The organism is Klebsiella terrigena, assembly GCF_012029655.1.
Taxonomy (GTDB): domain Bacteria; phylum Pseudomonadota; class Gammaproteobacteria; order Enterobacterales; family Enterobacteriaceae; genus Klebsiella; species Klebsiella terrigena.
Window position 1 is genome coordinate 2,423,656 of the sequence record NZ_CP050508.1, and the last position, 12,988, is coordinate 2,436,643.

The window sequence follows — 12,988 nt, forward strand, 5'->3', positions numbered from 1 at the left end:
GGCTGAAAGCGCCCCGCGTATCACTCTGAGAGAGCGGTTATCAAAATCGCTACCGGGCGCCCGCTGTGTTGGCGCTATTTGATGAATTCGGGGTTGTTCGTTTTTTGAGCATAATAGCTAAAGCGATCCGCCGCCGTGCTTGCTCGCTTCAGTCGCCATTTCATGGCCTTAACGGGATGAATGGCACCGTTCTTGCCTTGTGATGTTCTCTTCGGCCGCCGTGGCGGCCGGTAAGCAAACATGATAAGGACAGGAACATGGCGCAAACTAATGACAATATCGCTCCCTCATCCGTACCCTCGCAACACGCATTTTTTTCAAAACCGCGCATTATCGCCCGACCGGGATTTAACCGCTGGCTGGTGCCGCCGGCCGCGCTGGCGGTGCATCTCTGTATTGGGATGGCCTACGGTTTTTCCGTTTTCTGGCTGCCGATGTCACAGCTGGTGGGCGGTAGCGGATCGCTGCAGTGCCCGGTCACGATCTCCTTCTGGCAGCAGCTTTTTACCCGCGAATGCGACTGGAAAATCTCGCTGCTAGGCTGGACCTATACGCTGTTTTTTGTCTTTCTCGGCTGCTCTGCGGCGCTGTGGGGAAGCTGGCTGGAAAAGGTCGGGCCGCGGCTGGTGAGCTTCATCGCAACGCTATGCTGGTGCGGCGGACTGCTGCTCTCAAGCGTCGCCATCTATTTTCATCAGCTCTGGCTACTGTGGCTGGGGGCAGGGGTTATTGGCGGCGTCGGCCTTGGGCTGGGCTATATTTCACCGGTCTCGACCCTGCTGCGCTGGTTCCCCGATAAGCGCGGAATGGCCGCCGGCATGGCGATAATGGGCTTTGGCGGCGGCGCGCTGGTGGGGGCTCCTCTGGCAAATGCGTTGATGAATTTTTTCGCCGACGCGACGGGTAACGGCGTCTGGCAGAGCCTTCTGGCGCTGTCAGCCATCTATGCCCTGTTTATGCTCTGCGGTACCTTCGGCTATCGTCTGCCGCCGATGGGCTGGCATCCCGCCGGGGAGAAGGCGCTTAAAGTGATGAGCGCGCATTCCACCGTTCAGGTACACGTCAGCGTAGCCTGGCGCACGCCGCAGTTCTGGCTGCTGTGGCTGGTGCTGTGGCTGAACGTGACGGCGGGGATCGGTATTTTAGGGATGGCCTCGCCCATGCTGCAGGAGATTTTTGCCGGCAAGCTGCTGGTGACGACTCTGCAATGGCACGAGCTTAACGCCGACCAGCTGCGGCGCATCGCCACCATGGCGGCAGGCTTTACCGGGCTGCTGAGCCTGTTTAATATCATCGGCCGCTTCTTCTGGGCTTCGGTTTCGGATCTTTGCGGCCGGAAAATGACCTTTGCCATGATTTTTCTCCTCGGTGCCGCGCTGTACGGCTCCCTGCCGCTGATCAACCACGGCGGCTATGTCGCGATTTTCGTCTGCGCCCTGTGCGTTATCATTTCGATGTACGGCGGCGGCTTTGCCACTATCCCCGCCTATCTGGCCGATATCTTCGGCGCGCAGATGGTAGGGGCGATCCACGGGCGTCTGCTGACGGCATGGTCCGCCGCCGGTATTAGCGGCCCGGTTTTAGTGAATTATTTACGGGAATATCAGCTGGCCCAAGGGCTTGCTCCGCAGCGGGTGTACGATATTACGCTGATGGTCCTCACTGGGCTGCTGGTTATCGGCCTGATCTGCAACCAGCTGATCCGCCCGATACCGCAAAAATATGCCATGTCCGCCCAGCAACAGCAGCAGGCGAAAGGGCTGTATACGGTGAATGAGAACGCGCAGCTCAGCTGGGAGCCGCGGCCGTCGCGGGCGCTGATGGCCTTGAGCTGGTTCGCGGTAGGGGTGCCGCTGCTGTGGGGAATAGGGACCACCTTCCAACAGGCGGTGAAGTTCTTTGTGTAGCTATCCGTCAGGCAAGCGCCCGCCGGGGCATCGGCCGGGTGCTTGCTAAATCGCCGTTTATCAAAATAATTCCCATTCGACCCGTCGGTGATACACTACATACTGTGATCTTTGTCATACCGTAATTAAAACAGAGAAAAGAGACACTGCTATGCAACATATCATTGAGGGTTTCCTCAACTTCCAAAAAGAGATCTTCCCCCAGCGTAAAGAGCTCTTCCGTAGCCTGGCTTCCAGCCAGAATCCCAAAGCGCTTTTTATCTCCTGCTCCGACAGCCGTCTGGTGCCAGAACTGGTGACCCAGCAGGATCCTGGACAGCTCTTTGTTATTCGTAATGCGGGTAATATCGTGCCTTCCTTCGGGCCGGAACCGGGTGGGGTCTCAGCTACCATCGAGTACGCGGTTGTTGCCCTCGGGGTGACCGATATCGTGATTTGCGGCCACTCTAACTGCGGCGCGATGACGGCGGTTGCGACCTGCCAGTGCCTCGACTCCATGCCGGCGGTTTCCCACTGGCTGCACTATGCCGATGCGGCAAGAGCGGTTGTTGACAGCAAAACCTGGGATAGCGAAATCGATAAAGTGAACGCGATGGTGCGTGAGAACGTTATCGCCCAGCTTAACAATATCAAAACGCATCCGTCGGTAGCCGTCGGGCTGCGCGACGGTGCGCTGCGCCTGCACGGCTGGGTATATGATATCGAAAGCGGCGCGATTGGTGCCCTCGATAAAAACACCAAATCCTTCGTCTCGCTCTCTGAAAATCCTGAAGTTTTCTTCGAGTAGCTCTTCTACAGGGCATGGAAGCCCTGCATCCCGCACCTCGCCGTCATCCTGCTGATAAACGCTCCGCTACGCCCGCTCGGGTTTGATAGAGGCTTTGCCGATCGCCAGCAGCGCGACGCTCAAAATAAATCCCGTTCCGCTGAACAGATAGAGCGAGCCGGCGGCTCCGATAGCCTCAGCGCAGTATCCTGCGCCGAGAGAGACGATCGCCGAGACCGCCATTTGTCGCCGGTAGCTTCTGGCGATCGCGGCTGGCACCTGTTGCCGCTCGAAGTTTTTGAGCAGCGCGTAGACGGCGAGGGAGAACACGACGTTAGAGAAAATATGCGCCACAAAGACCAGCGCCAGCGCCACAGCGGGCCACGTCGCGAAGGGGATTAGCGCGTAGCACAGCAGAAAAATCGCCAGGCAGCCGATCTGCAGCCCGTTGCTGCTGCTGTTTTTTTCAAAACGCGCCGGGTTGAGCAGCAGCGGCCCAACCAGCTGGCCCAGGCTGCGGGTAAAAAGCAGCGCCAGAGCGGTTGTTTGTTCCGGCGAGCCTGATGAGAGCGCCCCGGGGGCCAGCCGCGGCAGCAGCGCCATTGCCGGCGCCCCCGCCGCGGCCAGCAGGGGCAGGAGCAGCATCGCGCGGCGCTGAGAATGGGTCAGCGTTTGCCAGCGCAGCGAAGAGAGGCTCCGGACGTGCTCGACAAACGGCGCGCCGACGCGCCTTTTCGCCCGCCCGAGGAGGATGAGGGCGGCGGCGAAGCTCAGCAGATCGATAAGCAGCAGATGAGTCGCGCTCATATATCCCCGCAGGACTAATCCCAAACCAATGCCGCAGAGCACGTTGCCGGCAAAAATAAGGCTTTCGAGCGTCGTGGCGACCGGGAGCTCCTCTTCGCTCAGGCCGGTTTTGAAAAGTTGACTCAGCGCCGGGAAGGTCATGCCGGTGGTGAACGCCCCGATCGCCTGAGCCATGAGCAGCAGCGGGATAGAGTCAATCGCCACGGCGTAAAACGGCACCGCCAGCCCGATAAGGCCAAGCCCTTCGCCGAGTATCAGGATCGTAAAGGGGCTCAGGCGCTGGCAAAAGCGTTCGCCCGCGATGCTGCCAAGCAGTCCGGGGACGGTGGAGAGAACGTAGGCAAGAGCCAGCGACGCGACGGGGGCCGAGAGCCGGATTAGCTCGCCAAACACGACGATCCAGGTGATACCGTTGCCTATCGAGGAGATCAGAAATGCGAGAGCGAGCAGGCGTAGCCACGGCTTATTCGCCATGGTCTGGAGAAGAATTCGAATCATTGTCATGTCCGTAATAAGCGAAAAATTGCTTTTCCAGCCACGGGCTAGCCGCCGTTAGCTGAAAATTAATACAACTGTTATCGGGCTTATTGTCAGGACATTACATAACCAGGGATCCGCCGGGGAGGAGTGCAAGTGTTAATTTAATATTGCATATTTGTAGCGTTGTCAACGCCGGCGCGCCGACAACGCTATCGGGTCCTCAGCCGTGCTGGCGGACGACTTACAGCACGCCATCACCGCCGTCAGAACACCAGACCTGGCCGGAGGTGAACGAGCAGGCGTCGGAGGCTAGCGTCACGTACAGCGGGGCAATTTCCACCGGTTGCCCAGGGCGACCGAGCGGGGTATCCGCACCAAACTGGCGGACCTTCTCCTCAGGTTGGCCGCCGCTGGACTGCAGAACCGTCCAGTAGGGGCCGGGGGCAACGGCGTTGACGCGGATCCCCTTCGGACCCAGCTGTTTGGCTAATGATTTGGTGAAGGCCACGAGGCTGGCTTTAGTCTGGGCGTAATCAAAGAGTATCGGGCTCGGCTTAAAGGCCTGAACCGAAGAGGTGTTGATGATAGCGCTATGCTCTTTGAGATGGCGCAGCGCGGCTTTGGTTATCCAGAACGGCGCGTAGACGTTGGTTTTGAAGGTGGCGTCAAAATCCGCCGTTGTGAGTTCTGCCAGCGAGTCGCAGTACTGCTGACGCCCGGCATTATTCACCAGAATATCCAGACCGCCCAGCTCTCTGGCGGCCTTTTCAACCAGCGCTTCGCAGAAGGATTCGCTACGAATATCGCCGGGAATAGCCACCGCCTTGCGCCCTGCGGCCTCAATCAGAGCGATGACCTCTTCGGCGTCGGCTTCTTCCTCCGGCAGATAGTTTATCGCCACGTCCGCTCCTTCACGAGCAAACGCAATGGCCACCGCGCGGCCGATACCCGAGTCGCCGCCGGTAATCAGCGCTCTCTTGCCGGACAGTCTGGCCGAGCCAACGTAGCTTTCCTCGCCATGATCGGGAACGGGCAGCATCTCCGATGCCAGGCCGGGAGGCGTTTGCGGCTGGTCGGCAAACGGAGGGCGGGGGTATTGTGCGCTGTGTTTGGCGTGGTCGCTCATATAATTTCCTCTGTTCAGGCAAATATTAAGCATAGGTCCAATGGGCGGCAGGAAAAGGTATTTTAGGAATTAAGTCAGCGGTGGTGTCGGTATTATTATGCTGCCACACGGCAATATCATGCGTAATTGTCTGATTAGCCGCGATGTTTTATTTCTGCGACCGATGTGGGGCGGGTAAAATTTTAGGATTATTCTAACGGCTGGTGCGGGGTTTATTACCTGGGGATGCGTGGGGGGGTTATTCTGCGGCCGGATGGCGTTAATTTTACGTTCTTTACAAATACGATTAATTTTACCGCTGAAAAAATAATCCGCCACCGCTTGATGGGTTGTCCTGTTGAGGGTTAGATGGGATGGGCCGAGATGTTTAAATTTATTTCTGGCACCGTTTTTATTGGTCTGGCCCGCCGTGTAAGCGGCCCGGCGGTTTGACACAGGCTTCCTGTCACTTACTGTTAACTCTCGACGGCAATGATTTGCCATAGCGCGAATCATTTTTCATAAACCAACCGAAAGGTAGCATTATGACAGAGCACAGAGGTGGATCGGGTAATTTCGCGCAAGACCGGGAAAAAGCATCTGAAGCCGGTCGTAAAGGCGGTCAGCATAGCGGGGGGAATTTTAAAAACGATCCCCAGCGCGCTTCAGAAGCCGGGAAAAAAGGCGGTGAGAATAGCCACGGCGGCGGGCGTAAATCAGGCGCCAGCTAATTCCCGCGCGGTCTGGAATAAAGCGTAACGCTATCGTCAGCGTTATATATCCTGCGGGCCGCTGGCCCGCATTTTTTTACCCACAGCGTCAACGCACCGGCAATAATGCTATATATCTGCGTCGTCTGTTAAACAGTCTGCTCTTTGCGTAATAACCGCAGCCAGCAGCGGAGGATAAATACTGTGTCCCAGTCTAGCGTAAATGACCCTGATAAACCGGCCCGCCATCCGGCAAAAGACGACCCCCGCGAACGGGGGGAAATTCCGCGTAAAAGGGATGATAGCGAAGATCGGCAAAAGGACCCCTGGCAGCCGGCTCCTGACCGACGCTAAGGGCAGGCACGGCCTTAGCGCCGATGCCCGCCCGCAAGCGTCAATGGCGGCTAGCGCTCGATAAACGGCAGCCACCGCCGCGGGCGCGCTGCCGGCTGCGATGCGGCTTTAGCCATCGCGGCGCCAATTTCCGCGCAGACCGTAAGCCCCTGAACGAACGGGCGGTCGTGCATGAGATAGGGCAGCGCACCAAACGCAATGCGCCCGCGAACGATCTCCGGCTCCAGCAGGGTGTAGTCTTCCCCGACGTCGGGAATAGCGTCCCCGGCGGCGAGGATCTGCTGGCGCAGCGTCGGGAACGGCAGGTCTTTGGTCTTCAACGGCTTCTGCCCTCTGGCATCGATAAAGACCTCAAAGGCATACCTGGACTGGCCAACGCTTATTTCCGTCAGGTTATCCTCAATGGCGATGGTGTAATCGGGTCCAAGCGGGAGAATGCTGATAACGCCGGCCTCGTGCAGCGCCAGCAGCCGGCGAATGGATTGCGACGGGATCGCCGCGTAGTTATCGATAAACACCCGCGCGAGGCCGGCGCTAAACCGCTCCGCGTCCCGTGAGTCGAGATGAGGGACGATGGACTGGACCGCTTCATGCAGTCTGAGGATTGCGTAGCGCCAGGCCACCGTGCGCCTGTCGCGCTTGTTGCGCTCGACCTCGATGAGATTCGCCTCAGCCCAGCGGAAAGGATCGCTCTTCCTGCGCGCGGCGAACCAGGCATCGTGGAAGCTGTCGGCGTTAAGCGAGTGCAGCGCTATCTCCCGGCTCCACTGCGGGTCGGCGGCGTCAATTTCCTGCGCCATCAGCGCGAAGACCCGGTCGAGCAGCCCCTCGGGTCCGGCGGCGATGTGCCGGGCAATCGCCTCGTCGCTGGCGATCGTTAAGGGTTCATAGGGAATGGGGCAGTAGAAGTCGGCTTCAGGCAGGATCCCGGAGCGGGACATCATCACCATTTCCAGCGCCTCGCTGCCGCGATCCAGCCTGAAACTCAGCGACCGGTCCTCCGCCTCCACAAACTCCCCGTGCTGCGCGGCAACCGCCATGGCGGCATCGATGCCGCTGAGCGACGTTCCCATAATTCCGACCCGACAGGGCGCGATGCGCGCGCTCATTAGCCCCGACCACGGGCTGGGGAAGTGGGCGCGCGGGGTGGTGTCGTCATCAGGCCAGACGTGGCCGGTGGCGATTACCGCAAGGTCAAAATGCGCGGGTTCCGCAACCCCCTGGGCGCAGAGCATCACGCCTTCGGAGGTAACGTGCAGATCCTCCACCCGGCAGGATTCATGGATCGTGACCTCAAATCCGCGCTGGCGGGCCGTCGCCACCAGCTGCAGAAACTGGTCATGGAAATATTCACCCAGCAGCAGGCGCGGCAGGAACTGGCGGACATGAAGAGACTCTTTACGCACCCCGTAGCGCGCCAGATGCTCAGCGCTCAGCCCCTGCAGCCAGTCGATATAGGTTGAGAAAATGGGGGGGATTTCGATGCTGGCAATGTTCGCCAGCATCATCCGCGCGGTGTCTTCCTTGCTATAGGGCATCCCGACGCCGGCCCGGTCGGCCTGTTCATAGATGGAGACGGCAAGCGGCACCGCGTTGTGTAAAAGGGCGTGAAAAGTATAAATTCCCGTCGGTCCGGCGCCGATAATCGCAATTTTCTTCATTGATATGGGCTCGTTGTTTTGGCGCAGCCATCCGTTATCTGGCTGACGCTGAAGGTGTAACTAAGGGCACTGAGCAAAGTATAAACGAGGGATCGCGGGGCAGCGGTAAAGTGCCTGTATCTGCTAGCGAATAGTTGGCGGAAGCGGCGGGAGCATCCTTTCGTTGAAGGGGACTTAAAATCATTTTTTGGTGTCGTCAATTGCGCAGCGTTAGTCTGCCCGGGATGCCGGTATGAGGAACTGCAAATTCTCGAAAGTAGGGGATTAATAATTAACGCGGACGGTGTTTTCTTTGAATCAATAAACAAATCCCGAATTTAAAGATTGTGATTATATTATGATTAAATTGTGTTTATTTAATGTGGATGTTATTCATTTAATTTTATGGGGTGTAATTAACTAACCTTAATTCTATTCGTATCTCACTGTTTTTATTGTTATATCTTTCTTTTCTTTCTGCTTATTAATTATGGGCTTGATAATGAATCTCATTTTTAATAACGTAGAGCGGCACAATAATCCTATTGAGCGCTGTTCGGAATACGCTATCAAAGAATAGCGTGGCGCGTTTGTCTCTTCGTTTTTCCAGGGCGGAATTTTTATTTTGGCGAAAAAGGGTAATTGATATCCCGATATAACATCGGGAGGCGCCTGCTTACGCCAAAACCAGAGAAGATGTTCTGTGCCTGGAGGTCGCTGCCGTTGTTTATCTGACGGATGAAGAAGGCGTGCCCCGACGGCAAAATAAGAAAACAGGGCATATTCCATGAAACATTATTCACACTACTCGCTGGCCGTGCTGATTCCTGTGGCTATCTGGGGAGTGGGGTCGCCGGCGCAGGCCGCTGACGACAGCACGCCAGACGAAACGAAGAGATCCGCTGCGGCAAACGCATCGGAGAAACACGACGAAACGATGGTCGTTACCGCAGCCGCCCAGACTCTCCAGGCCCCCGGTGTTTCCATCATCACTGCCGATGAAATCCGCAAACATCCACCCGCACGCGACGTCTCCGAACTGATTCGCACCCAGCCCGGCGTCAACCTGACGGGCAACTCCACCAGCGGTCAGCGCGGTAATAACCGCCAGGTCGATATTCGCGGTATGGGGCCTGAGAACACGCTGATACTGGTGGACGGTAAACCGGTGACCAGTCGTAACTCCGTGCGCTATGGCTGGCGCGGAGACCGCGACACGCGCGGTGACACCAGCTGGGTACCGGCGGAAATGATTGACCATATCGACGTTATTCGTGGCCCGGCGGCGGCCCGCTACGGCAATGGCGCAATGGGGGGCGTGGTTAACATCGTCACTAAACCGACCAGCAGCGAGTGGCATGGTTCCTGGAATACCTATATGAACGCCCCTCAGCACCGTAAAGAGGGCTCGACGAAGCGCACGAACTTCAGCCTAAACGGTCCGCTGTCGGATGAGGTCAGCTTTAATTTATGGGGTAACCTAAGCAAGACGCAGGCCGATGCCCAGGATATTAACTCCGGCCATGAAGCGGCACGAACCGGTACCTATGCGGGATCCTATCCTGCAGGGCGCGAAGGCGTCGTGAATAAAGATATCCACGGCAAGCTGCGCTGGGAGTTTGCGCCGATGCAGGCGCTGGAGTTCGAAACCGGCTACAGCCGTCAGGGCAACCTGTACGCCGGCGACACGCAGAACACCAACACCAGCACGCTGGTGAAAAGCATGTACGGCAAGGAGACCAACCGCCTCTATCGCCAGACCTACGGCGTGACCTGGACCGGCGGCTGGGATAATGGCGTGACCAGCAACAGCTATGCCCAGTATGAACATACCCGCAACTCGCGGATGAGCGAAGGGTTGGCGGGCGGAACGGAGGGCATCTTCTCCAGCAGCGAATTCTCGGATATCGACCTCTCGGACGTGCTGTTGCACAGTGAAGTGAATATCCCGTTTACCCTCGGGGTTGAGCAGAATCTGACCCTGGGCACCGAGTGGAACCAACAGCGGATGAAGGATGGCGTGTCGACCACCCAGTCTCTCTCCTATGGCTCCATCGACGGCACCCCGGCAACCGGGCGCAGTCCGTACTCCAGCGCGGAAATTTTCTCGCTGTTTACCGAAGACAATATCGCGCTGACGGATAGCACCATGCTGACGCCAGCCCTGCGCTTTGATCACCACAGTATTGTCGGTAATAACTGGAGCCCATCGCTGAACCTCTCCCAGGGGCTCTCCGATGACTGGACGCTGAAACTGGGGATTGCCCGCGCCTATAAAGCACCGAACCTCTACCAGCTCAACCCGAACTATATTCTGTACAGTAACGGCCAGGGCTGCTACGCCAGCAGTTCCGCCTGTTACCTGATGGGTAATAGCGATCTGAAGGCCGAAACCAGCGTTAACAAAGAGATCGGTCTTGAGTATAAGCACGAGGGCTATCAGGCGGGGCTGACGTGGTTCCGCAACGACTACCGCAATAAGATTGAGTCAGGTTACTCGGCGGTAGGCACGGCCAGCAACGGTACGACCAATATCTATCAATGGGAAAACGTGCCGAAGGCGCTGGTAGAAGGGCTGGAAGGCTCGCTAAATCTGCCGGTGAGCGAAACGGTCAGCTGGAGCAACAACCTTACGTGGATGCTGCAGAGTAAGAACAAGACCACCGGCGATCGCCTGTCGGTCATTCCGCAGTTCACGCTGAACTCGACCGTTAGCTGGCAGGTGCGTGACGATCTCTCCTTACAGAGCACCTTCACCTGGTATGGCCGCCAGAAACCGAAGCGCTTTAACTATAAAGGTGAGGCGGTGTCCGGAAGCGAGCTAAACGAAGTCAGTCCATACAGCATTGTTGGGCTAAGTGCGACCTGGGACGTCAATAAAAACCTGAGTCTGACCAGCGGCGTGGATAACCTGTTTGATATTCGCCACTATCGCGCCGGTAATGCGCAGACCACGGGGAACTCGACAACCGGGGCTTATCTGTATGGCGCCGGCGCGGAAACCTACAACGAGTCGGGGCGGACGTTCTATGTGAGCGTGAATACGCATTTCTAAAACATCATCAATCACGGGCCGGAATAGGTTGCTACTCCGGCTTTTTTGCCGTCAGCTAAAACGACAAAGGGCAGTTGATGAGTTGTCCGTAGCGTTTGCCGGGCGGATTGCTGGCGCTAAAAGCACCTGCGGTCCGTGCCGCTGACGGAACCGATCAGGACTGGAATCTCTGGTTAGCATCAGGCGTCGGGTATTAAATGGATTTGAATAACTTGGAACAGGGGATATCGGGTAGGGCTGAACGGCTGTAGAAAGCGCTTCTTTCGAGGAAAATGCACCAGATTAAGAAAATCTGGTGCGTCCGAGTGGACTCGAACCACCGACCCCCACCATGTCAAGGTGGTGCTCTAACCAACTGAGCTACGGACGCATTTGGTGCGTTTAATTGGACTCGAACCAACGACCCCCACCATGTCAAGGTGGTGCTCTAACCAACTGAGCTATAAACGCTTTATGGTGCGTTCAATTGGACTCGAACCAACGACCCCCACCATGTCAAGGTGGTGCTCTAACCAACTGAGCTATGAACGCAATGTTGTGGTGACAACGGGGACGCATATTAGCGATCGGGAGAGGTTGTGGCAAGAGGCAAACGTCACTTTTCTTGCAGAACAGACGCGATTGCGGAAGTTTTACTCATGTTGTCTATATTTTGCTGATGATCAAGGATATTTCTTGCCCATTTTTCCCCGGAAGGCCTTAGCGACCGCCCATGAGGAGCGCTTCCACCCGCCTGGAGGGGCGCCTGTTGACGGGCGGGCGCGGTATCGTAAATCCGTTGCGGACGCAAAGGGGGACGCGGCGGATAGCTGGCGTCGACTAACTATTCTCCCGGGTGAAAATAGAAAAAAGACTCGCGCTTGTTTCATGCGATATTTATTAGTTAAATGTATTTAACCTTCGGTAATAATTTGAGTGGTCAATATATTTGTGTGGGTTTTATTTATGGTGTAGGCATTTTCTTATATACGATATTAATATGATTATTTCCCCCGCGAGTTTAAATTTGATTTTGGTCACGAATTTATGACTATTAACGGCGTAACGTGGTTCTCGCACTCACTAAACAATCAAGGGAAATGAAAATGAGCACACATGAAGTTCAGGATTTAAAAAGCGAAGAGTTAGATGGCGCATACCCGAAGGCCTGTGTGGTGAATACCACCCGCTATCGCGTGCATGGTGAGATAAAATATGCCGCCTGCAGCACCGACAATTTTAACCTGCGGGCCGGGGCGCAGGAGTCTTTTGCCCGCGGGCTATGCCTGCTGACGCGGATTAATGCGGTAGTGCAGCTTGAAGACCGGGACGTACAGGCGAAGCCGTATACCTCAACCGGGACTTCATACAGCCAGTTCGCGGTCATTGAGGTTGCGCCAGGGGTATTTGAAGTGACGCGTCGTACTTAATAATAAGCAGCGGCGTAACGCTTTTGTATTTTGATATGAACAAGGTCGCTGCTGCGGCCTTTTTTAATTAAGGGAAGCGTTGGCTGTTATTTAAATATAAGGCGAAGGGTGAAGAGGGCACAGATTATCAGCAGGATCAGAATGAGCTCAAAACGATAGCGTTGCAGCATAGTGCTCTCCTAAAAAAATCGGCGCTGAAGCAGCGCCGATTTATTACGATACCAGACGAGCCGGATTAATTATGCAGCCGGCTGTGCAGCCGGTTTAGCGGCAGCGTGGTGTTTAGCTTTGTGGTGTTTTTTAGCAGCCTGAGCTTTCTGGGCTACGGCAGGTTTAGCTGCGGCTTTGTGGTGTTTTTTAGCGGCCTGAGCTTTCTGCGCTACGGCAGGTTTAGCGGCAGCTTTGTGGTGTTTTTTCGCAGCCTGAGCTTTCTGCGCTACGGCCGGTTTTGCTGCAGCTTTGTGGTGCTTTTTAGCAGCCTGGGCTTTCTGAGCGGCAGCCGGTTTAGCTTCTGCCTTTTTGTGTTTTTTTGCAGCCTGAGCTTTCTGCTCTGCGGCCGGTTTAGCGGCGGCTTTGTGATGTTTTTTGTGATGAGTGGTCTTGGCAGTGGTGCTGTGAGTTGCAGCAGCCGGAGCCTGAGTGGTGCTTACTGCATCAGCAGCGAAAGCAGCAGAAGACAGACCCATAGCAGCGGCAACGACCAGAGCTAATACTTTTTTCATTCTGATATCCTCGAAAATGTTTCTTCAGTTAAC

11 protein-coding genes and 3 tRNA genes are annotated in these 12,988 nt (G+C 56.2%); 5 read left to right on the plus strand and 9 right to left on the minus strand.

Annotated elements, in window-relative coordinates:
- Nucleotides 1–257: 257 nt before the first annotated feature.
- Entirely contained in the window at nucleotides 258–1,907 is a 1,650-nt protein-coding gene (locus HCK03_RS11375) for an OFA family MFS transporter (protein ID WP_167691583.1), read from the plus strand.
- Between the two features lie 151 nt (nucleotides 1,908–2,058).
- On the plus strand, nucleotides 2,059–2,694 hold the full coding sequence (locus HCK03_RS11380) for a carbonic anhydrase (RefSeq protein WP_071844942.1): 636 nt from the start codon (nucleotides 2,059–2,061) through the stop codon (nucleotides 2,692–2,694).
- Between the two features lie 66 nt (nucleotides 2,695–2,760).
- Here the strand turns inward: HCK03_RS11380 and HCK03_RS11385 are convergent, their stop codons facing one another.
- Both HCK03_RS11385 and HCK03_RS11390 read right to left on the minus strand, forming a co-directional pair.
- Nucleotides 2,761–3,978: an MFS transporter gene (locus HCK03_RS11385; protein ID WP_167691584.1), complete on the minus strand. Its 1,218-nt coding sequence runs from the start codon at nucleotides 3,976–3,978 to the stop codon at nucleotides 2,761–2,763.
- Between the two features lie 223 nt (nucleotides 3,979–4,201).
- The gene (locus tag HCK03_RS11390; RefSeq protein ID WP_041145933.1) at nucleotides 4,202–5,086 is read right to left on the minus strand and encodes an SDR family oxidoreductase; all 885 of its coding nucleotides are present in this window, start codon (nucleotides 5,084–5,086) and stop codon (nucleotides 4,202–4,204) included.
- Between the two features lie 524 nt (nucleotides 5,087–5,610).
- On the opposite strand from HCK03_RS11390, the gene HCK03_RS11395 reads away from it, so the two are divergent.
- Nucleotides 5,611–5,796 carry a con-10 family general stress protein gene (locus HCK03_RS11395; protein WP_041145931.1) on the plus strand — a complete coding sequence of 62 codons (186 nt, stop codon included), beginning with the start codon at nucleotides 5,611–5,613 and terminating at the stop codon, nucleotides 5,794–5,796.
- 383 nt (nucleotides 5,797–6,179) lie between these two features.
- Here HCK03_RS11395 and HCK03_RS11400 read toward each other — a convergent pair whose 3' ends face one another.
- Nucleotides 6,180–7,790: an FAD-NAD(P)-binding protein gene (locus tag HCK03_RS11400; protein ID WP_167691585.1), complete on the minus strand. Its 1,611-nt coding sequence runs from the start codon at nucleotides 7,788–7,790 to the stop codon at nucleotides 6,180–6,182.
- Nucleotides 7,791–8,201: 411 nt separating this feature from the next.
- Entirely contained in the window at nucleotides 8,202–8,558 is a 357-nt protein-coding gene (locus tag HCK03_RS11405; RefSeq protein ID WP_167691586.1) for a hypothetical protein, read from the minus strand.
- Here HCK03_RS11405 and HCK03_RS11410 point away from each other — a divergent pair.
- A complete protein-coding gene (locus tag HCK03_RS11410) occupies nucleotides 8,557–10,824 on the plus strand; it encodes a TonB-dependent siderophore receptor (protein ID WP_167691587.1) in 2,268 nt (755 codons plus the stop codon). The genes HCK03_RS11405 and HCK03_RS11410 overlap by 2 nt on opposite strands.
- 293 nt (nucleotides 10,825–11,117) lie before the next feature.
- Here the strand turns inward: HCK03_RS11410 and HCK03_RS11415 are convergent.
- The 3 genes from HCK03_RS11415 to HCK03_RS11425 all read right to left on the minus strand — a co-directional run bounded on the left by HCK03_RS11415 (nucleotide 11,118) and on the right by HCK03_RS11425 (nucleotide 11,355).
- A tRNA-Val gene (locus tag HCK03_RS11415) sits at nucleotides 11,118–11,194 on the minus strand.
- A 3-nt stretch (nucleotides 11,195–11,197) separates the two neighbouring features.
- Nucleotides 11,198–11,274 (minus strand) — tRNA-Val (locus HCK03_RS11420).
- A 4-nt stretch (nucleotides 11,275–11,278) separates the two neighbouring features.
- Nucleotides 11,279–11,355 (minus strand) — tRNA-Val (locus HCK03_RS11425).
- A gap of 554 nt (nucleotides 11,356–11,909) precedes the next feature.
- Here HCK03_RS11425 and HCK03_RS11430 point away from each other — a divergent pair.
- Nucleotides 11,910–12,233, plus strand: coding sequence for a hypothetical protein (locus HCK03_RS11430; RefSeq protein ID WP_167691588.1), 324 nt, complete (start codon nucleotides 11,910–11,912; stop codon nucleotides 12,231–12,233).
- Between the two features lie 86 nt (nucleotides 12,234–12,319).
- Here the strand turns inward: HCK03_RS11430 and ydgU are convergent, their stop codons facing one another.
- Nucleotides 12,320–12,403 (minus strand): small membrane protein YdgU, encoded by an 84-nt coding sequence (ydgU, locus tag HCK03_RS26690; protein ID WP_455430947.1) that lies wholly within the window; start codon nucleotides 12,401–12,403, stop codon nucleotides 12,320–12,322.
- 69 nt (nucleotides 12,404–12,472) lie between these two features.
- Complete coding sequence (gene asr / locus HCK03_RS11435; protein WP_167691589.1) at nucleotides 12,473–12,955, minus strand: acid resistance repetitive basic protein Asr; 483 nt, start codon at nucleotides 12,953–12,955, stop codon at nucleotides 12,473–12,475.
- Between the last annotated feature and the right edge of the window lie 33 nt (nucleotides 12,956–12,988).

What these genes read in the sequence shown, in the direction of transcription:
- HCK03_RS11410 (WP_167691587.1), top strand. Translation starts at nt 8,557, where the DNA reads ATGAAACATTATTCACACTACTCGCTGGCCGTGCTGATTCCTGTGGCT.
- asr (WP_167691589.1), bottom strand. Translation starts at nt 12,955, where the DNA reads ATGAAAAAAGTATTAGCTCTGGTCGTTGCCGCTGCTATGGGTCTGTCT.
- HCK03_RS11375 (WP_167691583.1), top strand. Translation starts at nt 258, where the DNA reads ATGGCGCAAACTAATGACAATATCGCTCCCTCATCCGTACCCTCGCAA.
- HCK03_RS11400 (WP_167691585.1), bottom strand. Translation starts at nt 7,790, where the DNA reads ATGAAGAAAATTGCGATTATCGGCGCCGGACCGACGGGAATTTATACT.
- HCK03_RS11385 (WP_167691584.1), bottom strand. Translation starts at nt 3,978, where the DNA reads ATGATTCGAATTCTTCTCCAGACCATGGCGAATAAGCCGTGGCTACGC.
- HCK03_RS11405 (WP_167691586.1), bottom strand. Translation starts at nt 8,558, where the DNA reads ATGGAATATGCCCTGTTTTCTTATTTTGCCGTCGGGGCACGCCTTCTT.
- HCK03_RS11390 (WP_041145933.1), bottom strand. Translation starts at nt 5,086, where the DNA reads ATGAGCGACCACGCCAAACACAGCGCACAATACCCCCGCCCTCCGTTT.
- HCK03_RS11430 (WP_167691588.1), top strand. Translation starts at nt 11,910, where the DNA reads ATGAGCACACATGAAGTTCAGGATTTAAAAAGCGAAGAGTTAGATGGC.
- HCK03_RS11380 (WP_071844942.1), top strand. Translation starts at nt 2,059, where the DNA reads ATGCAACATATCATTGAGGGTTTCCTCAACTTCCAAAAAGAGATCTTC.
- ydgU (WP_455430947.1), bottom strand. Translation starts at nt 12,403, where the DNA reads ATGCTGCAACGCTATCGTTTTGAGCTCATTCTGATCCTGCTGATAATC.
- HCK03_RS11395 (WP_041145931.1), top strand. Translation starts at nt 5,611, where the DNA reads ATGACAGAGCACAGAGGTGGATCGGGTAATTTCGCGCAAGACCGGGAA.